Source organism: Novosphingobium mathurense, assembly GCF_900168325.1.
Classification (GTDB): Bacteria; Pseudomonadota; Alphaproteobacteria; order Sphingomonadales; family Sphingomonadaceae; genus Novosphingobium; species Novosphingobium mathurense.
The window spans coordinates 420,554-438,807 of record NZ_FVZE01000002.1; the positions used below are offsets into that span (position 1 = coordinate 420,554).

16 protein-coding genes are annotated in these 18,254 nt (G+C 64.9%); 10 read left to right on the forward strand and 6 right to left on the reverse strand.

Annotation, left to right across the window (positions count from 1 at the left end; genetic code table 11):
• The first annotated feature begins 166 nt into the window (after window positions 1–166).
• The 3 genes from B5483_RS08815 to B5483_RS08825 are packed head-to-tail and all read left to right on the forward strand — an operon-like array spanning window position 167 to window position 5,461.
• On the forward strand, window positions 167–1,303 hold the full coding sequence (locus tag B5483_RS08815) for a thiolase family protein (RefSeq protein ID WP_079730088.1): 1,137 nt from the start codon (window positions 167–169) through the stop codon (window positions 1,301–1,303).
• Window positions 1,300–3,624, forward strand: coding sequence for a 3-hydroxyacyl-CoA dehydrogenase/enoyl-CoA hydratase family protein (locus B5483_RS08820; RefSeq protein ID WP_079730089.1), 2,325 nt, complete (start codon window positions 1,300–1,302; stop codon window positions 3,622–3,624). The genes B5483_RS08815 and B5483_RS08820 overlap by 4 nt, the downstream gene beginning before the upstream one ends.
• A gap of 46 nt (window positions 3,625–3,670) precedes the next feature.
• Complete coding sequence (locus tag B5483_RS08825; RefSeq protein WP_079730090.1) at window positions 3,671–5,461, forward strand: acyl-CoA dehydrogenase C-terminal domain-containing protein; 1,791 nt, start codon at window positions 3,671–3,673, stop codon at window positions 5,459–5,461.
• A gap of 57 nt (window positions 5,462–5,518) precedes the next feature.
• Here B5483_RS08825 and B5483_RS08830 read toward each other — a convergent pair whose 3' ends face one another.
• Together B5483_RS08830 and B5483_RS08835 are read right to left on the reverse strand one after the other, a co-directional pair.
• Window positions 5,519–6,865 carry a TldD/PmbA family protein gene (locus B5483_RS08830; RefSeq protein WP_054945458.1) on the reverse strand — a complete coding sequence of 449 codons (1,347 nt, stop codon included), beginning with the start codon at window positions 6,863–6,865 and terminating at the stop codon, window positions 5,519–5,521.
• A gap of 139 nt (window positions 6,866–7,004) precedes the next feature.
• The gene (locus tag B5483_RS08835; RefSeq protein WP_231634578.1) at window positions 7,005–7,385 is read right to left on the reverse strand and encodes a hypothetical protein; all 381 of its coding nucleotides are present in this window, start codon (window positions 7,383–7,385) and stop codon (window positions 7,005–7,007) included.
• A 230-nt stretch (window positions 7,386–7,615) separates the two neighbouring features.
• Between B5483_RS08835 and lptB the strand changes: the two genes are divergently transcribed.
• Window positions 7,616–8,410 (forward strand): LPS export ABC transporter ATP-binding protein, encoded by a 795-nt coding sequence (gene lptB / locus B5483_RS08840; protein ID WP_054945459.1) that lies wholly within the window; start codon window positions 7,616–7,618, stop codon window positions 8,408–8,410.
• 26 nt (window positions 8,411–8,436) lie between these two features.
• Entirely contained in the window at window positions 8,437–9,963 is a 1,527-nt protein-coding gene (gene rpoN, locus B5483_RS08845; protein WP_054945460.1) for an RNA polymerase factor sigma-54, read from the forward strand.
• Between the two features lie 851 nt (window positions 9,964–10,814).
• Here the strand turns inward: rpoN and B5483_RS08850 are convergent.
• The gene (locus B5483_RS08850) at window positions 10,815–11,588 is read right to left on the reverse strand and encodes a Crp/Fnr family transcriptional regulator (RefSeq protein WP_245828895.1); all 774 of its coding nucleotides are present in this window, start codon (window positions 11,586–11,588) and stop codon (window positions 10,815–10,817) included.
• Window positions 11,589–11,720: 132 nt separating this feature from the next.
• Here B5483_RS08850 and B5483_RS08855 point away from each other — a divergent pair, with 132 nt between their 5' ends.
• From B5483_RS08855 to B5483_RS08875, 5 genes are all read left to right on the forward strand, one after another.
• Window positions 11,721–11,996: a metal/formaldehyde-sensitive transcriptional repressor gene (locus tag B5483_RS08855; RefSeq protein ID WP_054945462.1), complete on the forward strand. Its 276-nt coding sequence runs from the start codon at window positions 11,721–11,723 to the stop codon at window positions 11,994–11,996.
• Window positions 11,997–12,010: 14 nt separating this feature from the next.
• Window positions 12,011–12,976: a CDF family Co(II)/Ni(II) efflux transporter DmeF gene (gene dmeF / locus B5483_RS08860; protein ID WP_079730092.1), complete on the forward strand. Its 966-nt coding sequence runs from the start codon at window positions 12,011–12,013 to the stop codon at window positions 12,974–12,976.
• Between the two features lie 54 nt (window positions 12,977–13,030).
• Window positions 13,031–13,615: a hypothetical protein gene (locus tag B5483_RS23165; RefSeq protein ID WP_176167986.1), complete on the forward strand. Its 585-nt coding sequence runs from the start codon at window positions 13,031–13,033 to the stop codon at window positions 13,613–13,615.
• Between the two features lie 216 nt (window positions 13,616–13,831).
• Window positions 13,832–14,986 (forward strand): aminotransferase class I/II-fold pyridoxal phosphate-dependent enzyme, encoded by a 1,155-nt coding sequence (locus tag B5483_RS08870; protein WP_079730094.1) that lies wholly within the window; start codon window positions 13,832–13,834, stop codon window positions 14,984–14,986.
• A gap of 178 nt (window positions 14,987–15,164) precedes the next feature.
• Window positions 15,165–15,587: a hypothetical protein gene (locus B5483_RS08875; protein ID WP_054945466.1), complete on the forward strand. Its 423-nt coding sequence runs from the start codon at window positions 15,165–15,167 to the stop codon at window positions 15,585–15,587.
• A gap of 24 nt (window positions 15,588–15,611) precedes the next feature.
• Here the strand turns inward: B5483_RS08875 and B5483_RS08880 are convergent, their stop codons facing one another.
• The 3 genes from B5483_RS08880 to fliD all read right to left on the reverse strand — a co-directional run bounded on the left by B5483_RS08880 (window position 15,612) and on the right by fliD (window position 18,192).
• Window positions 15,612–16,214, reverse strand: coding sequence for a response regulator transcription factor (locus B5483_RS08880; protein WP_054945467.1), 603 nt, complete (start codon window positions 16,212–16,214; stop codon window positions 15,612–15,614).
• Between the two features lie 164 nt (window positions 16,215–16,378).
• On the reverse strand, window positions 16,379–16,750 hold the full coding sequence (locus B5483_RS08885) for a flagellar export chaperone FliS (RefSeq protein WP_079730095.1): 372 nt from the start codon (window positions 16,748–16,750) through the stop codon (window positions 16,379–16,381).
• Between the two features lie 8 nt (window positions 16,751–16,758).
• Window positions 16,759–18,192, reverse strand: coding sequence for a flagellar filament capping protein FliD (fliD, locus tag B5483_RS08890; RefSeq protein ID WP_054945469.1), 1,434 nt, complete (start codon window positions 18,190–18,192; stop codon window positions 16,759–16,761).
• Window positions 18,193–18,254 lie beyond the last annotated feature (62 nt).

Sequence of the window (18,254 nt, forward strand, 5' to 3'; positions counted from 1 at the left end):
AGGCCCGGTTTCGCGTCGCTTGCTGGCAGACGTCTCCGATCCGGGACCGGGTATGGACTCGAGATAACCGAAAATTTGCTTGACGTATAGGGAAAGAATCGCACCTTAAGGGAAGATGTTTCGAACGGTCCGGATTCTCAGGCCCGTCCGCTCATGGAGAGAATGCATGCAAAGCGTCGTGATTGCGGGTTTCGCCCGTTCCCCGTTTCACCTGGCCAACAAGGGCGCGCTTGCCCGGGTCCGGCCAGACGACCTTGCCGCCCAGGTGATTCGCGGCCTGATCGAGAAGACCGAGGTCGAACCGTCCGACGTCGAGGATCTGATCGTCGGCTGCGCTTTCCCCGAGGGCGAGCAGGGCCTGAACGTGGCGCGCCTGATCGGCCTGCTGGCCGACCTGCCGATCTCGGTGGGCGGGATGACGGTGAACCGTTTCTGCGGCTCGTCGATGAGCGCGATCCACATCGCCATGGGCCAGATTGCCGTGGGTGCGGGGGAAGTCTTCATCTGCGCCGGCGTCGAATCGATGAGCCGGGTGCCGATGATGGGCTTCAACCCGATGCCCAACCGCGCGCTTGCCGAAAAGAGCGCCGCCTACATGTCGATGGGCGAGACGGCCGAAAACGTCGCCGCGAAGTACCGGATCGGCCGTGAGGCGCAGGACGCCCTGGCTGTCGAGAGCCAGAAGCGTGCCGCCGCCGCGCGCGAGGCCGGCAAGTTCACCGACGAGATCGTGCCGATTGCAACCAAGGGCGGGACCGTGAGCGAAGACGGCACGATCCGTCCCGGCACCACGGCCGAAGACCTCGCCGGTCTCAAGCCTGCCTTCGATGCCAAGGGTTCGGTTACCGCCGGTACCTCTTCGCCGCTGACCGACGGCGCCAGCGCGGTGCTGGTCTGCACCGAGGACTATGCCCGCAAGCACGGGCTGCCGATCCTTGCCCGCATCAGGTCGGTGGCGATCTCCGGCTGTGCGCCCGAAACCATGGGGCTCGGCCCGATCCTTTCCAGCAGGAAGGCGATGGAGCGCGCAGGCATTACTGCGGCAGACCTCGACGTGGTGGAGCTTAACGAGGCTTTCGCCTCGCAGGCCATTGCCTGCATGACCGACCTCGGTCTGGATGCCGCGAAGACCAACATCGACGGCGGCGCCATTGCCATCGGGCACCCGCTCGGTGCGACCGGTGCGCGCATCGTCGGCAAGGCCGCGGCACTGCTGAAGCGCGAAGGCGGCAAGTATGCGCTGGCCACCCAGTGCATCGGCGGCGGACAGGGCATCGCCACGATCCTGGAGTCGGCAGAATGAGCGATAGCATCCGGAAAGTCTGCGTGATCGGTGCCGGTACCATGGGTGCCGGGATCGCCGCCCAGGTCGCCAATGCCGGGGTACCGGTTGTCCTGCTCGACATCGTTCCCCGGGAAGGCGAGAACCGCAACGCCATTGCCGAAGGCGCGGTGGCGCGCATGCTCAAGACCGAGCCGGCGCCCTTCATGTCGCAGGCTGCGGCCAAACTGGTCGAGACCGGCAATATCGAGGACCATCTCGACAAGGTTGCCGAGTGCGACTGGGTGATCGAGGCGGTCATCGAGCGGCTCGACATCAAGCAGGGCCTCTATGCCAAGCTGGAAGCGGTCAAGCGCGAGGGCACGGCGGTGTCCTCGAACACTTCCACCATCCCGCTTGCCAATCTCGTCGAGGGGCGCTCGGATGCCTTCAAGCGCGATTTCCTGATCACGCACTTCTTCAATCCGCCGCGCTACATGCGCCTGCTGGAGATCGTTACCGGCCCTGCGACCGACGCGGCCGTGGCAGGCAAGGTCGAGCGCTTCGCCGACGTCGCTATGGGCAAGACGGTGGTTCATGCCAAGGACACGCCGGGCTTCATTGCCAACCGCATAGGCACGTACTGGATCCAGCTCGGGCTCAATGCCGCTTTCGACATGGGGCTTACCGTCGAGCAGGCCGATGCGATTGCCGGCAAGCCGATGGGCGTGCCCAAGACCGGCATTTTCGGTCTGGTCGACCTCGTGGGCATAGACCTGATGCCGCACCTGCAGGCGAGCCTGACTTCCACGCTGCCCAAGGACGATCCCTACCACGAGATCGCACGCAGCCATCCGCTTATCGAAAAGATGATTTCCGAGGGATTCACCGGCCGCAAGGGCAAGGGCGGTTTCTACCGCCTCAATAGGGACATGGGCCGCCGCAAGGAGGCTCTTGACCTTGCGACCGGTGAATACCGCGAGAAGACCAGCGCCCGCGGCCCTTCGGGTCGCGCAGCCAAGGGGGACCTGCGGGCGCTGGTCGAAACCAAGGGCGCGGTGGGCGAATATGCCTGGGCGATTCTGGGCGGGACGCTGGCCTATGCCGCCGCGCTGGTGCCGTCAGCCGCCGCCGATGTCGTGGCCGTCGATGACGCGATGAAGCTCGGCTACAACTGGAAGTCCGGCCCGTTCGAGATGATCGACAGGCTCGGCGCGCAGTACCTGGCCGGAAGGCTCGACGCCGAAGGCAAGCCGGTTCCCGAAATCCTCAAGCTGGCAGGCGAACGCACGTTCTATCGCGTCGAGGACGGCAAGCGCCAGTTCCTTGGCCTTGATGGGGACTACCACGATGTCGTGCGCCCCGAAGGGGTGCTGCGCCTGGCCGACGTCAAGCTGGCCTCCAAGCCGCTGCTCAAGAACGGTTCGGCGGCCTTGTGGGATGTCGGCGAGGGCGTCGCTTGCCTCGAATTCACCGGCAAGATGAATGCGCTCGATGGCGACGTGATGAAGCTGATCATCGAGGCTATTCCGCTCGTTTCGAGCAAGTTCAGGGCGCTCGTCGTCTATAACGATGCGGACAGCTTCTCGGCTGGCGCAAACCTTGGCCTTGCCCTCTTCGCGCTCAACATCGCGGCCTATGGCGAGATCGAGAAGCTCGTGGCCGGTGGCCAGATGGCCTACAAGGGCCTCAAGTACGCGCCGTTCCCGGTGGTGGGGGCGCCTGCCGGTCTGGCCGTGGGCGGCGGGTGCGAGATCCTGCTGCACTGCGATGCGATCCAGGCCCATGCCGAGCTTTACACCGGCCTCGTCGAATGCGGCGTCGGCCTGATCCCGGGCTGGGGCGGCAATGGCGAGATGATCGATCGCGCCCGCAAGGCGCCGATGATGCCCAAGGGGCCGATGCCCGCTGTGGCCAAGGTGTTCGAGACGGTCTCGACCGCAACGGTCTCCAAGTCCGCGGCGCAGGCCAAGGAAATGCTGTTCCTGCGGCCCGACGACGGCATCACCATGAACCGCGACCGCCTGCTTCACGATGCCAAGCAGAAGGCGCTTTCGCTGGTGGAAGGCTACGCGCCCCCCGAAGCGCCCGAGTTCAGGCTGCCGGGCGAGGGCGGTCATGTCGCGCTCAACATGGCGGCGCAAGGCTTCCGCAAGCGCGGGATGGCGACCGATTACGACATGGTCGTTTCCGACGCCCTGGCCAATGTGCTTACCGGCGGCGAGGCCGACCTCGTCGATACGGTGAGCGAGCAGGAACTGCTCAAGCTGGAGCGCGAGACCTTCATGCGGCTGGTTCGCGAACCGCGCACGATTGCGCGGGTCGAACATATGCTTGAAACCGGCAAGCCGCTGCGCAACTGATGCGATGACAAGGCGCGCGCAGGCGCGCCTGCGAGGAGAGTGAGAAATGCAAGTCTACGAGGCACCCCTGCGCGACATGAAGTTCGTGCTGCACGAGCTTCATCAGGACGACGGCTTCGGCAATCTCGAGGCGCTGGAAGAATTCACCCCCGATCTCGTCGATGCCGTGCTCGAGGAAGCGGCCAAGGTGGCGCAGGAGGTTCTCCTCCCGCTCAACCGCAGCGGCGACGTTGAAGGCTGCACGCTGGAGAACGGCGTGGTGCGCACGCCGCAGGGCTTCAAGGAAGCCTACGAACTGTTCCGCGAGGGTGGCTGGTGCGCGCTGGCGTCCGATCCCGAATGGGGTGGGCAGGGCCTGCCGGAATCGGTCAACAAGATGACCGAGGAAATGATCTGCTCGGCGAACCTGTCGTTCAGTCTCTATCCGGGCCTGACCCACGGCGGCACGACCGCGATCGAGGGCTATGCCAGCGACGAGCTCAAGCAGTTCTACCTGCCCAAGATGGTCTCGGGCACCTGGTCGGGCACCATGTGCCTTACCGAATCGCACTGCGGCACCGATCTGGGCATGCTGCGCACCAAGGCGGTTCCGCAGGATGACGGCAGCTACAAGCTGACCGGCGGCAAGATCTTCATTTCCGCCGGCGAGCATGACCTGACCGAGAATATCATCCACCTCGTCCTCGCGCGGCTTCCCGATGCGCCGGCGGGCGTGAAGGGCATCAGCCTGTTCCTCGTGCCCAAGTACCTGCCCAAGGACGACGGCACGCCCGGGCCTTCGAACGGAGTTTCGGTCGCGGCCATCGAGCACAAGATGGGGCTCAAGGCATCGGCCACCTGCCAGCTCAATTTCGAGGAATCGACCGGCTGGTTGGTCGGCAAGCCCAACAAGGGTCTCGAGGCGATGTTCACGATGATGAACACCGAGCGCGTTTCGGTCGGCGTGCAGGGCCTTGGCGTGGGTGAGGCGGCTTACCAGTCCGCCGTGTGGTACGCGAAGGACCGCCTGCAGGGCCGCTCGCTTTCGGGCGTGAAGAACCCGAACGGCCCGGCTGACCCGATCATCGTACACCCCGACGTGCGGCGCATGCTCATGACGATGCGTGCCCATAACGAAGGCTGCCGTGCCATCTCGGCCTGGGTCAGCCGCGCGCTCGATGCCGAAAAGCACGCCACCGATCCGGAAGTGAAGCAGCGCGCGCAGGATTTTGTCGCGTTGATGACGCCGGTGGTGAAGGCGCTTTTCACCGATCTCGGCTTTGAAACCGCGAACCTTGCCGTGCAGGTCTATGGCGGCCACGGTTACATCGCCGAAAGCGGCGTGGAGCAGTATGTGCGCGATGCGCGCATCGCCATGATCTACGAAGGCACCAATGGCATCCAGGCGCTCGACCTCGTCGGCCGCAAGCTGCCTGCCCACATGGGCCGCTACTTGCGCGCGTTCTTCCACCCGGTCTCGCAGTTCATCGAGGCGAACAAGGGCGACGAGACGTTCGGAAAGATGATCGAGGCGCTCGAAAAGGCGTTCGGCGCCCTCCAGCTCTCGACCGCGACGATCGCGCAAAAGGGCATGAAGGACCCCGAAGAGGGCGCTGCCGCGGCTACCGAGTACCTGCGCCTGACCGGCCTTGTCGCGATGGCTTATTGCCTTGCCAAGTCGGCGCTGATCGCGCAGCGCAAGCTGGCAGAAGGCACCGAAGAGGCGGCTTTCTACAAGACCAAGCTGACCACCGCGCAGTTCTACTTCGACCGCATCCTGCCGCAGGCAACCGCGGTCTTCCTGGCAATCAAGGCCGGCAAGGGCTCGATGATGGCGCTTGAGGCCGAAGCGTTCTGATCGTGAACCCTGCGCCGCGCTCCCTTCCTACGGGCGCGGCGCAGGGACGTTCTTCCATCAGTTTCCGGCGATGGTCATGCCGTCGACGCGCAGCGTCGGCACGTTGATCGCGCGGTGCCATTCTAGGTCGCTGGCCGGGGTCATCTGCGCGAACATCTTGAGCAGGTTGCCGGCAATGGTGAATTCGGCGACCGGCCCGGCCAGCTCGCCGTTGACGATGCGGAAGCCCGAAGCGCCTCGGCTGTAGTCTCCCGTTACTCCGTTCACGCCCTGCCCGATCAGTTCGGTCACGTAGATGCCGTCGGCGATGTCCGCCATCAGCTCGGCAGGCGAGAGCGGGCCGGGTTCGAGGTGGATATTGCCCACCGAGATTCCCGGTGCGCCGCCGCCCCCGCGCGAGGCGTGGCCGGTCGGTTCGAGGCCGAGTTGGCGGGCCGCAGCACAGTCGAGCAGCCAACCGGTGATTTTCCCGTCTTCCACGAGATTGCGCGCGCGCGTCGCCAGTCCCTCGCCGTCGAAGGGGCGGGCGCGCAGGCCGCGGGGCCGGTGCGGATCTTCGGCGATCGCGGTGCCCGGTGCGAAGATCTGTTCCCCGAGCCGGTCGAGCAGGAAGCTGGAGCGGCGGGCGATCGCGCTACCCGACATGGCGCCGATCAGATGGCCGACCAGCGTACCCGAGACTCGCGGATCGAACAGGACCGGCATCGGCCCGCTCTTCACCTTGCCCGGTTCGAGGCGGGCGACCGCACGGGTTCCGGCCAGTTCACCGATTTCGCGCGCGCTCGGAAGGTCCTCCACGTGATGCGTCTGACGCCAGGCACTGTCGCGCTGCTTGCCCGCGCCTTCACCGGCAACGACCGAAGCGCTGGTGGAGTGGCTGGACGCGCCATAGGCGCCGGCAAAACCATGGCTGGTCGCCAGTGCGAAGATGCCGAAGCCGGCACTGGCCGAGGCGCCGTCCGAATTGGTCACCCCTTGCACGGCCCGGGCCGCGTCCTCGGCTTCCTCGGCGCGTTCGCGCAGGGCCTGCGGGCTGGGTTCGGCAGGATCGATCAGGTCCAGTTCGGGGAAGGGGCCGTGGGTCAGCAGTTCCTCGGGCGCCAGACCGGCATAGGCGTCTTCCGGCGCCGCGCGGGCCATGTCGATCGCGCGCGCGGCCAGTTCGTCCAGCGCGATGTCCGACAGGTCGGACGAACCGATGCTGGCCGAACGGGTGCCGCTGAACACGCGCAGCGAGATATGCTCGCTTTCCGAACGCTCCACATCCTCGAGCTTGCCCAGGCGGATCTGGATGCCTTCCGAGGAACTGGCGCCATAGACGGCATCGGCGGCGTCGGCGCCTGCGCGGCGGGCACGCGCAACCAGGTCCTGCGCGCGTTCCTTGGCCTGTTCCGGATTGAGCATTGGACTTCGCAACTCCCTTGAACCGCGCGAAAGCCGGTCCGCGCTGAGGGCAGCCCTAGTCGCCGCGCGGGCCGAGGGCAAATGCGAGATGCATGATCTGTCGGCTGGCCGGGGTGCAGAACCCCGATCGCAGCCTCGCTCAGGCGAAGATCAGGGCGAGGCCCTTGAACAGTCCCGTCAGTACGAAAGGCAGGCCGATGGCCATGGCCCAGAGCACCAGGCGATCACGCCGGTAATAGGGCGCCATGCCCGGATCGTGCGCCTGTTCGTCGGTCAGACGATTCCAGCGCGCTTCGAAGCGGCGGCAGGCCGGGATAATGGCGATGACGAGGATGATCAGCGCAAGATAGGGCAGCAGCGAACTGCCATGCGACTTCAGGGCACCGATCGTCACGAAAATCTGCAAGGCGGTATAGACCAGCAGGGCGTAAGCGATGTGGTCGCTCATCTTCTTGCGCCAGTCCACCAGATGCCCGGTGACCGGAGTCATGACGGCCCGATGTCGAGTGGTCTTAACCATCCAGCAGCACTTCCCCTTCAATCCCATCAAGACTAGATCATCAAATTGCGGGAAGATCAAGTTTGACGAAATTTCCGGCAAGGTCTGTTGATGCGGATGGGCGGTAGCCCGAGGGCGATCGGTAAACAGCGCCGGGTAATCAGGTACATGCACGAAACCTGCCAATCTGGGCCTTGAAGGCAAAATGCCGACTTGCCGTTGCCCGGTCGCCTGCGTTAACGCGGTAACCAATGACGGAAACGACCGAACTTTCGCAGGATCAGAGCTCCAGTGCGGCCGCCGCTTCGGCCGCGGTCGCCGAACGCGGCGGGCTCGAAGTCATCTCCATCGCCAAGAGCTACGACAAGCGCGCGGTCCTTACCGACATCTCGCTTTCGGTGGCGAAAGGCGAAGTGCTGGGCCTGCTCGGTCCAAACGGCGCGGGCAAGACCACCTGCTTCTATTCGATCATGGGACTGGTGCGGCCGGATTCGGGCCGCATCCTCATGGATGGCGTCGACGTCACCCGCTTGCCGATGTACCGCCGCGCGATCCTTGGCCTGGGCTATCTACCGCAGGAAACCTCGATCTTCCGGGGCATGACCGTTGAACAGAACATCAGCGCCGTGCTGGAACTCAACGAGCCGGACAGGGACGTGCGCGATGGGGAACTGGAACGCCTGCTCGACGAATTCGGCCTGACGCGCCTGCGTTCGAGCCCAGCCATGGCCCTGTCGGGCGGTGAGCGCCGCCGCTGCGAAATTGCCCGGGCCCTTGCCGCGAAGCCGTCGATCATGTTGCTTGACGAGCCTTTCGCGGGCATCGACCCGCTGTCGATCGCGGACATCCGCGATCTCGTGAAAGACCTCAAGACTCGCGGAATCGGCGTTCTCATCACCGACCACAACGTGCGCGAAACGCTCGACATCGTCGATCGCGCCTGCATCATCTACGGCGGACAGGTGCTCTTCGCGGGCAGCCCCGAAGCGCTGGTGGCCGACGAGAACGTGCGCAGGCTCTATCTCGGCGAGGGTTTCACGCTGTGAGGCCTGACGCCCAGGAATACTGACGCATGGCGCTGGGGCCCCGGCTAGACCTGAGGCAAAGCCAGTCGCTGGTCATGACGCCGCAACTCCAGCAGGCGATCAAGCTGCTGGCGCTGTCCAATCTCGAAGTCGAAACCTTCATTGGCGAGGCGCTCGACGCCAATCCCCTGCTCGACGTCGGTGCAGAACCGGCAGCGCCCGTGGGCGAAGCCTTGGAAATGCCCGAGGAAGCCCGGCGAACGACGCTGGAAGGCTCCCCCGTCGACCAGTTGATAGGGGAAGGGCGGGCAAGCGACGACCGGCCGCTCGACATCGACGCCGGATCGCTCGACAGAGATCGCGATACAGGTGACGGCGAACTGGCGGCCTACTCGGCTGGCAGCGGCGGCGACAACTGGGCCAGCGAATTCCGCATGGCCGGCGGCGAGGCCGGGCCCGGTATCGAGGATCACGCCGGGGGCGCGGAGTCCCTTGCAGAACACCTGCAGGCGCAAGTGGGGCCCGAAGCGTTCAATCCCGTCGAAGCGGGCATTGCACGCTACATCATTGGCCTGCTCGACGATGCCGGCTATCTCCATGCCGGCCTTGCCGAAATGGCGGCCGATCTCGGCGTGTCCGAGGATGCGGTCGAGGACGCGCTGATCCTTGTCCAGTCGCTGGACCCCACCGGCGTGGGTGCGCGCTCGCTGTCGGAGTGCATCGCCCTGCAGGCGCGCGAGGCGGACCGCTACGATCCGTGCATGGCGCGCCTGATCGAGAACCTCGACCTCGTCGCCAAGGGCGAACTGGCCCGGCTCAAGCGCATGTGCGGTGTCGACGACGAGGATTTCGCCGACATGCTAGCCGAACTGCGCAACTACGATCCCAAGCCGGGCGCGCGCTTCGGCGGGGAGGCGAGCGGGGCCGTCACGCCGGACATCCTCGTGACGCCGCGCAGCGACGGGGGCTGGGACATCGCGCTCAACCAGGCGACCTTGCCGCGCCTGATCGTCAACCGCGGCTATTACGTTGAACTCAAGGGCACTTGCGAGGACAAGACGTCGCGCGCGTGGCTCTCCGAAAAGCTCGCGGATGCCAACTGGCTGATCAAGGCGCTCGACCAGCGGCAGAAGACGATCCTCAAGGTGGCGAGCGAACTGGTGAAGCAGCAGGACGGCTTCTTCCGCCACGGCGTCTCGCAGCTCAAGCCGCTGACCCTGCGCGCCGTGGCAGAAGCGATCGGCATGCATGAATCGACCGTCAGTCGCGTGACTTCGAACAAGTTCCTCAATTGTCCGCGCGGGACTTACGAGCTGAAGTTTTTCTTCAGCTCCGGCGTCAGTGCCGCGGGCGGAGAGGGCGCGGCTTCGGCAGAGGCGGTGAAGGCCGCCATCAAGCAGTTGATCGATGCCGAGGATCCCAAGGCGATCCTGTCCGACGATGCGCTGGTCGACCTGCTCAACGGCAAGGGATTCGCACTGGCAAGGCGAACGGTCGCGAAGTACCGTGAAGCTATCGGGCTGGGCAGTTCGGTTCAGCGCCGCCGCCAGAAGGCTCTTGCTGCAGCGCGGTAAGTAATGAGCAAGATGATATTGAGTACATTTTGCTTATTGCTTGTTTAGCTTAGCAAAAAATTATACGCATTTTCGCGTATCGTGCTAAATTGTTTGCCTATCAGCTGTGCCGCGACTGCGGATGGTGGGAGCAGACCGGCCAGTGAAAGAAGGCGCTGGTCATGTCCTGTATTGATCCCAAGTCGGGAACCGATCGGTTGACAAGAGGCAGCGCCTTGGCCGCGCTCGCCCGGCGCAGTGCATGGGCCAGCGGCGATGCGCGGCACGATTTCTTCGGCTGGCTGTTTGCGCAGCGACCGCAGGCACTTCGGGTTTCGGACAAGAACAAGAGCTGTTGGGTACCACCTGTCGAGGCACGAGTTGACAGGTGAATCCTGGGGGTCGCCCTGAAAGGGGAGGCTCCGCCGGAGCGACATGTTCCGCACTCAGGTCGCTCCGGCACAGGCTTTCAGGGAGGAACGCCTTGCGATCGCCTCCGATCGCATAGACCCGTAGTGGCGGGTCTACCGGCCCTTCTCGATCTTGTCGGCACCCCTACCGGCATCGTCGGGAAGGGCCATCTCTTCATATCTTCATGGACGGGAAAAGTGGCGGCAGCCGTGTTAGGGATTGGCTCGAGGTATGCGGGCCCGGCTGCCGCCTTAGTCTGCGAGTGATTCCGGATGGAAGGGGGAGACCGAAGGTCGCATGCAAGCCTCCCACTGGCTTCCGGTCGCATCCGAAAGCGGGGTCGCACGCTCCGGACAAGAACCTGTTAACCCTGATTGGGGGCCGGGCGCCGTGACCTAGGTCACAGGGCTGATGTGACTTTTACCACTAAGCCCCGATTGGATGGCTTTCAGGGTGGAAAGTCAGGCCGTGCCGCGGCCGATGCCCGCCTGGTTGGCCCGCTGGATCAGTTCGACGTCCCCGGCCGCGGCGCGCACGATTTCCGCCAAGCGGGCAATGTCGCAGACGATCAGCTTGCGCCCGGTACTGGACGTGATGCCCTGTTCGGCAAGGTAGCGCAGTTCGCGCGTCACGGCCTCGCGGTGGGTGCCGATGCGGTTGGCCAGTTCGGCGTGGGTGGGCGAGGGCGTGATCGTCGCCTCGTTGCCCTCGAAACCCGTATCGAGGCAGAAACGCAGCAGTTCGCAGTGGAGGCGACTGCGTACGGCGAGGGCATTGAGTTCGAAGATCCGTTCGTTGAGCTGACGCAGTATCCGCACCAGGCGCCGGGTCAGCCACTCCGCCGATTCCGGATGGGCGAGCGCCGCTTCGCGAAAGGCCGCGCCGGGAATGCGCGCCAGGCTGGCCTTGGTGGTGGCCATGACCGTTGCCGAGCGCGGCTGGTCGTCGAGCGCGGCGAATTCCCCGACAAGCGCACCGGGGCCGGCATCGCTGAGCGTGATCTCGCGGCCGTTCTGCGAAAGCAGTTCGATCCGCAGCGTGCCTTCTAGGATGACGAAGACGTCGGAAGTCTCGTCCTGGTGGCCCATGACGGTCTGCCCGGCCTTGAACTGCGCAAGGCGCGCCACTGGCGCAACGGCCTCGGCCAGGGGTGCGGGAAGGTGGTGGTCCAGGTCGGACAATTGCGGCATCGATGACCCCAGTTCGTATGGCGAGCCGCTACGCCGCCGAGCCACGGCGGTTCCTGCATCGACCCCTAGATGGCGGCATAATGCCCAAGCCATGCGCGCCTGTCGACTTGCCCCTTGCTCCGTCGCGTATTGGGCGACCTTGCCGAATCGCCATTCTATAGGGTAGGGGGGTACCCTATGGGACATCTCTCCGGCAACAACGACGCCCTTGTCATGCGTGTGCGCCGCCTCATCGGCCAGCTTCAGGCCGTGGAGCGCGCGCTGGTTGGCGGCGAGGACTGCACCAAGACCCTGCATCTGGCCGCCGCGGTGCGCGGCGCGCTGAACGGTCTCATCGACGAACTGATCGAGGCGCACGTGAACGAGCATGTCGCCGCTCCCGAACTCTCGCAGGACGAGCGCGAAGCCGGGGCCGAAGCCCTGCTCGCGGCGATCCGGCGCTACGCGAAATAGAAAGACTGCCGAACATGGCGAGCCAGCCGGAAATAGACCGCTTCATTCACGATCACGACTTCCTCGGCGCGTCGCACGATGCCAATGCGCGGCGCACGCTGTGGGTCGTGGCACTGACCGCCGTCATGATGGTGGGCGAGATCGTTGCCGGATACCTGACCGGATCGATGGCCCTGCTGGCCGACGGCTTCCACATGGCGACCCACGCGGGCGCGCTCAGTGTCGCGGCGATGGCCTATTCCTACGCCCGCCGCCACAAGCGCAATCCGGCTTTCAGCTTCGGGACGGGCAAGGTCGGGGATCTGGCCGGGTTCGCATCGGCGCTGGTGCTGGCGATCTTTGCGTTGGGTATCGGTTTCGAATCCTTCATGCGCCTGCTCAGCCCGGTGCGCGTTGCCTTCGGTGAGGCGACCGTGATCGCGGTGATCGGTCTGGCCGTGAACATCGTCAGCGCCGTGCTGCTTTCGGGCCATCACCACCACGGGCACGACCACGGGCACGACCACGGCCATCATCACAACCACGGTCATCATCACGGCCACGGGCATCACCATGGTCACGGACACGGGGACAACAACCTGCGCTCCGCCTACATGCATGTCCTTGCCGATGCGCTGACTTCGGTGCTGGCCATCGCGGCCTTGCTGTCCGGGCGCTATCTCGGCTGGGTCTGGCTCGATCCGGTCATGGGCCTCGTCGGAGCGCTGGTGATTGCCCGCTGGTCGTGGACGCTCATGCGCGACACCGCTTTCGTCCTGCTCGACCGCACCGACGATCATGTGGCGGCGGAAGTGCGCGAACTGGTGGAAGCTCCGGGAGATGCGGTGATCTGCGACCTGCATGTCTGGCGCGTCGGGCCCGACGCCCATGCCGCCATCCTCGGCGTTTCCGTGCAAGAGGAGCGGGTCGATACCGCGGAATTGCGCCGTCGCCTGCAACCGGTGCACGAACTGCGGCACATTACCATCGAGCGGCACTGAGCCCGCGCGTCAGGACGAAGCGTACGGGGGCGTCAGGTCGTCGGACAGTCTTTCTTGCCGTTGCCGTTCTTGCATCCCGGCGGCAGGGTAACCCCGCCGGAAGTGCTGCTGCCCGAGGAACTGCCGGTGCCACCACCCGTGCTGGTCCCGCCTCCGGTCGTGCCTCCGGATGTGGTGCTGCTGCTGGACGTCGTGGTGTTGCCGGAGGTCGATCCTCCAGTGCTGGTCGAACCTCCGGTCGTCGTGCCTCCGCTGGAAGAGCTGGAGCCGCCCGAGCTGCTTCCCCCCGAACTGCTGCCACCATTCGATCCGCCGGATGAACCGCTGCTGGAGCTGCTCCCGCTCGAACCTCCCGAGGACGTGCCGCCCGATGAACTACCGCCGGTCGAGCTTGCGCCCGAACCGCCCGAAGATCCGCCGCCCCCGGAAGTACTGCCGCCGTTGGCTACCGAACTGGCGCCATCGGCCATGGCAAGGTTGATGGACCCGCTCAGCGCTAGTGCTGCGATCGCGATGCCGCCGCCGGCCATCGCCAGCAGCAGGGCGTACTCGGCCGCCGATCCTGCCGTTCGGTCGCGTAGAAAGCGTAAGATCATCATGGCCCCGTCAATCAAGCGGCAAGCGGCCGGTTCGCCGTAACCTCCGCTTGCCCGCCATCAACATGATGCGAAACGCCGTTTCGTGCTCTGACTAACTTGTATGAGTGACGCCGTTTCAACTTATCTCTGAAATCCAGCAATTTATCGGATCTGAGAAGGTAGGTTGGTACTACCATCGAAGTATATCGTAGGGCACCGAACCAAGGTTTTTGGGCTCGCGCTTGTGCAAGCGGGGCAGCAAGCCTAGCAACCGCACATGGTTGCAAAAGTCGAACCCTTCCACGCCATGGCGATCGGCCGCCTTGCCTACGAGCTTGCCGAAGGCGGCCGCGATGTCATCCACATGGAATATGGCCAGCCTTCCACCGGCGCGCCGGCCGCGGCCATCGCCAAGGCACACGAGGTGCTGGACAGCGAGCCTGGCGGGTACTGGGAGAACATCGCCCTGCTCGATCGCATCGCCCGCCATTACGACGATGCCTATGATGTCAAGGTCGACCGGGAGCAGGTGATCCTGACCTGCGGGGCTTCCCCTGCCTTCGTTCTCGCGCTCACCAGCCTGTTCGAGCCGGGCGCGCGTGTCGCGCTCGCCCGGCCGGGGTACGTGGCCTACCGCAATACCCTGAAGACGCTCTATCTCGAGCCGGTCGAAGTCGCCTGCGGCCCGGCCGAGCGCTACCAGATCACGGCAGCCGCGCTCGATGCACTGGACCCGGTGCCGGACGGTCTGATCGTTGCCAGCCCGGCCAATCCAACCGGCACGATCATTGCGCCCGGCGAACTGGCGGCGATAGCCGAAGTCTGCCGTCGCAAGGGCATCCGGATCGTTTCGGACGAGATCTACCACGGGCTGAGCTACACCCAGTCCGCGCAGTCGATGCTGCAATACGCGCCGGACGCCGTCGTGGTGAACAGCTTCTCCAAGTACTACTCGATGGCCGGATGGCGGCTGGGCTGGCTGCTCGTTCCGCCCAATCTCGTCGGGGTTGCGCGGGCGCGGATGTCGAACCTGTTCCTGACGCCCTCGGTCCTTGCCCAGCACGCAGGGCTGGTTGCCTTCGATTGCCGGGAGGAATTGGAGGGTCATGTCGAGGTCTATGCCCGCAACCGGGAACTCCTGCTGGCGGCGCTGCCACGCCTGGGGCTGCAGAAGATCGCGCCGCCCGACGGGGCCTTCTACATCTATGCCGATGTCAGTCATCTGACCGACGATTGCCTGGCCCTCTGCCAGCAATTGCTGCGCGATACCGGTGTTGCGACGGCGCCGGGCATCGATTTCGACCCGGTCGACGGTCATCGTTTCATGCGCTTCAGCTTTGCGGTCTCCACGCCGCTGGTTGAGGAAGCGATCGAGCGCATGGTGCCGTGGTTCGAGGAGCGCGCCCGCGTGGCCAACGCCGCTGCGCGTTGATGCAATCCTACCCCACGTAAGACGTGAATCGCTGCTTCACCTTGTGCAGTCATGCTGTAGCAAGGTGGGACGGCGCCTTATGTTGCGCGGAATCTGCGGATTGACAGTCGGCCCTTCATGTCGTCTGGCGGGTGCGGGGCGATGGCAAAACGGGTCGGGCACAGTGATTGATCGGACAATGGATTGGGAAGTCTGGACGGCCAGACTTCGGGATTTCCTGAACGACTGCGTCGGCAGCGACGCAGCTGAGGAGAGCGATCGCATTCGCGAGGCTGGACTGCTGCTGCAGGGAACGCCGCTGGGGATGAAACACGAACTCGATCTCAACGCGATCGAGGCGATGCTGGCCAGCGGCGCAGCGGAAAGCGCCGTACTGGCGATACTGGGGCCGGATATCGCCTTCATGCTGTCGCGCGGCGGCAGCGGTTCTTGTCTGGCCACGGTCGTCATGGACGATGAGTCCGAGGAAATGATTTCCGAAGGCGCGACCGTCGCGCTTGCCCTGCTGGCGGCGCATGTTTCCCTGTTGCTTGCGCGTCTGGAATTCGACGGGCAGGATCTGGAAACCATCGAAGTCCCGCCCGCCGCGCGCCTCCACTGACCGGTAGCCATCGGGCGCCGTACCCTACTTGATCAGGGCTGCCTCTATGGCGATGCGGATGGCGTCGGAGGTATGGCTGGCGCCAAGCTTGGTCAGCATGTTGGCACGGTGAATCTCTACCGTGCGTGGACTGATCGAGAGCCTTTCGCCGATCAGCCGGTTGGACAGCCCGCTCGCCACACCGCTCAGCACTTCCCTTTCGCGGCGGCTCAGTCGGTCGATCCGTGCCCGGGCCATCACTTCGCGCAGCTTGGCGTGGCCGAAGGCATCCGTGCGCCGGATCGCGCGGTCGAGTGAGGCGTTCAGTTCATCTGCCGTGATCGGCCAGCCGACATAGTCGATCGCCCCGTCGAGTACGGCCTGGACGATCCGCGGCGGCGAAGGAAATTCGCTGAAGGCGATGATCGGGAACCATTCGCCGTGCCTTGCCATCTGTTCGATCAGGCTGGAAATGGCCCCGGCCTGTTCGTGCAGGAGGACGACGCCCCCGCGGGGCCATGCGGCGCCCAGTTCCGAGATGTTCTCGAACGGTTCGACATGGATCTGGGCTGTTGAAAGGGCATGGCTGATCGTGGCGCGACGGCGGGTGTCGCCGTCGATCAGGATCAGGTTGGAAATGCGTTCCACTGCAGTCTCCCCACCGGTTTGCCCTTAGGGGTTTACGCGCAGTCGCAGGGCACGGGTGGGACGATGCCACCGATTTCGAGGAGATTTGGGCTTGTTGTTTCCCGCAGAGGAGAAACGCTAAGGTGAGGGCAACCGAAACCGTGCGATCTCGGCTGTTGCCCTGCTCAGCCTGCCTGCAGCGCCTGCCCGATTTCCATGAAATCGGTGCGCAGCGTGTCGATCGTTTGCGGATTGAAGTTCACGGCATTGTCCAGCAGCGTTCGGCGTGCCGACTCGTAGAGATGGTTGAGCGCCGCAGCCATGTCGCTCTCGCCCGAGACGCCAAGCTGCAATGCAGTGACGGCGGTGAGCGCACGGGTCATCGAACGGCTCTTGAGGCTGTTGTCGCCGTTGAAATTGGCGTGGATCGCCGTGCCCAGCGCGCTGACGAGATGCTCGTAGCACAAGTGGACCAGTTCGCTCGGCGTGGCGCCCTTGACGCGGGCGTCGAAATCGACGCGGCGGTAGGCTTCGTGAGGGGATCGGTGGGCCAGCATGACGGTTCTTAGTTCTTGGAGTTGTTCCAGATCGCGATCTGGCCCTGGAGGAAGGAAAGGGTCGACTTCGACTGGCTGATGCGAGTCTCGGTGCCGGCGAAGCGGGCCACCATGCGCGCGCGCAGTTCTTCCTGCTTGGTGGCGAGGTCGGAGATGGTTTCCTTCACGTCCGAAAGCTGCGTCGTCATGCGCGAGATCGACGCGCCGAGCGAGCCCGGATCGGAGATGCTGGTCGCCTTGCGGTAGATGCCGTCGAACGTCGCGTAGACGCCGTTGATGCCGTTCGTGAACATGGCTACGACGCCGTCCTGGTCGGCGGCCAGCGTCGCCTTGAACCGTTCGGCATCGAGTGAGAAGGTGCCGTCGCGTTGGGTCTTCAGGCCGAGATCGGAGAGCGTTTTCGCCAGGCCGGTCGCGCCGGGCATGATCGTCGTGCCGGCCAATTCCGAGAGCGAGCGCTTGAGCGCGCGGGCGCCGCCGTCGTTGGCCAGGTCTCCGCCGATTGACGTCGCCTTGTTCAGTTCGGCCATCAATTCGTTCAGGGCGCTGGTGAAGTCGCTCATGGCCGACTGGATGACGTCCGTGGGGTCCTTGAAAGACACGGTCGTCGGGGCGCCGACGTTGGTGGCGCCGAGCATCAGCTTCACGCCCGGGATGGCTTCGGAGACCGCGTTCGAGGAAGATGTGACGTCGAGGCCGTCGATCTTCAGCTTGGCGTCCTGCGCGGTCGCCAGAAGCTGGCCATTGGTCGAGGACGGGTTCCAGGCTAGGTTCGAAAGGCCGGGGTCGGCGGCATCCTCGGTTGCCTCCAGCACGAAGCCGTTGGCCGCGCCTTCGGGGCCGCGCAGCACGAGCTGGGCGCCGTTCACGGTATTCGCGACATAGGCGGTCACACCGGAGTTGGCACCGTTGATCGCGGAGGCGACGTCAGCCAGCGTTGCGCCAGCCGCAATCGTGATGTCGACCGCGGCATGGCCGGTGTCTTCGGTGAAGGCACCGCCGGCAACCGTGCCGAAGCGCAGCTTCAGGGTGCCCGAGCCCACCGTATCGGTGGATGCGCCATAGGCCTGCGACGCGATGCGCTGGCCCGAAGCAAGCTGGGTGACTTCGAGCGAGAACGTGCCGGTGGGCTGCGCCGAGCCGGTCAGCGACGCTGTGGCGACAGAGGCATTGGCGATCGAGGGCGTGCGGGCGAGGTCGCCCGAGCGCACCAGCGTACCGAGCGAGGTGTCGAGGTTGAGCAGCATCGACTTGATGTTCGATGCCGCGGAAATCCTGGCGTCCAGCTTGTCGGACTTGACCGCGAGCTGGTCCTTGCGTGCGGCAAACTGCGCCTTGGCGAGGTTCTCCGCGAGCGCCCCGAAGTCGATCCCGCTGCCACCGCCGATGGCCGAAATCAGCGATGAGGTCGCCGATGTGCTCGATGATGTGCTGTCTACCATATGCCTCTAGGACGGCCATTCGGGGCCGGGCTTAAGGGGTTGGAAACGGTTTTTTCCGGGTT

What these genes read in the sequence shown, in the direction of transcription:
- B5483_RS08820 (WP_079730089.1), top strand. Translation starts at nt 1,300, where the DNA reads ATGAGCGATAGCATCCGGAAAGTCTGCGTGATCGGTGCCGGTACCATG.
- B5483_RS08815 (WP_079730088.1), top strand. Translation starts at nt 167, where the DNA reads ATGCAAAGCGTCGTGATTGCGGGTTTCGCCCGTTCCCCGTTTCACCTG.
- B5483_RS08885 (WP_079730095.1), bottom strand. Translation starts at nt 16,750, where the DNA reads ATGCTGGCCCACCGATCCCCTCACGAAGCCTACCGCCGCGTCGATTTC.
- B5483_RS08835 (WP_231634578.1), bottom strand. Translation starts at nt 7,385, where the DNA reads ATGGTTAAGACCACTCGACATCGGGCCGTCATGACTCCGGTCACCGGG.
- B5483_RS08825 (WP_079730090.1), top strand. Translation starts at nt 3,671, where the DNA reads ATGCAAGTCTACGAGGCACCCCTGCGCGACATGAAGTTCGTGCTGCAC.
- B5483_RS08855 (WP_054945462.1), top strand. Translation starts at nt 11,721, where the DNA reads ATGGGACATCTCTCCGGCAACAACGACGCCCTTGTCATGCGTGTGCGC.
- B5483_RS08830 (WP_054945458.1), bottom strand. Translation starts at nt 6,865, where the DNA reads ATGCTCAATCCGGAACAGGCCAAGGAACGCGCGCAGGACCTGGTTGCG.
- lptB (WP_054945459.1), top strand. Translation starts at nt 7,616, where the DNA reads ATGACGGAAACGACCGAACTTTCGCAGGATCAGAGCTCCAGTGCGGCC.
- rpoN (WP_054945460.1), top strand. Translation starts at nt 8,437, where the DNA reads ATGGCGCTGGGGCCCCGGCTAGACCTGAGGCAAAGCCAGTCGCTGGTC.
- dmeF (WP_079730092.1), top strand. Translation starts at nt 12,011, where the DNA reads ATGGCGAGCCAGCCGGAAATAGACCGCTTCATTCACGATCACGACTTC.
- B5483_RS08875 (WP_054945466.1), top strand. Translation starts at nt 15,165, where the DNA reads ATGGATTGGGAAGTCTGGACGGCCAGACTTCGGGATTTCCTGAACGAC.
- B5483_RS08870 (WP_079730094.1), top strand. Translation starts at nt 13,832, where the DNA reads ATGGTTGCAAAAGTCGAACCCTTCCACGCCATGGCGATCGGCCGCCTT.
- fliD (WP_054945469.1), bottom strand. Translation starts at nt 18,192, where the DNA reads ATGGTAGACAGCACATCATCGAGCACATCGGCGACCTCATCGCTGATT.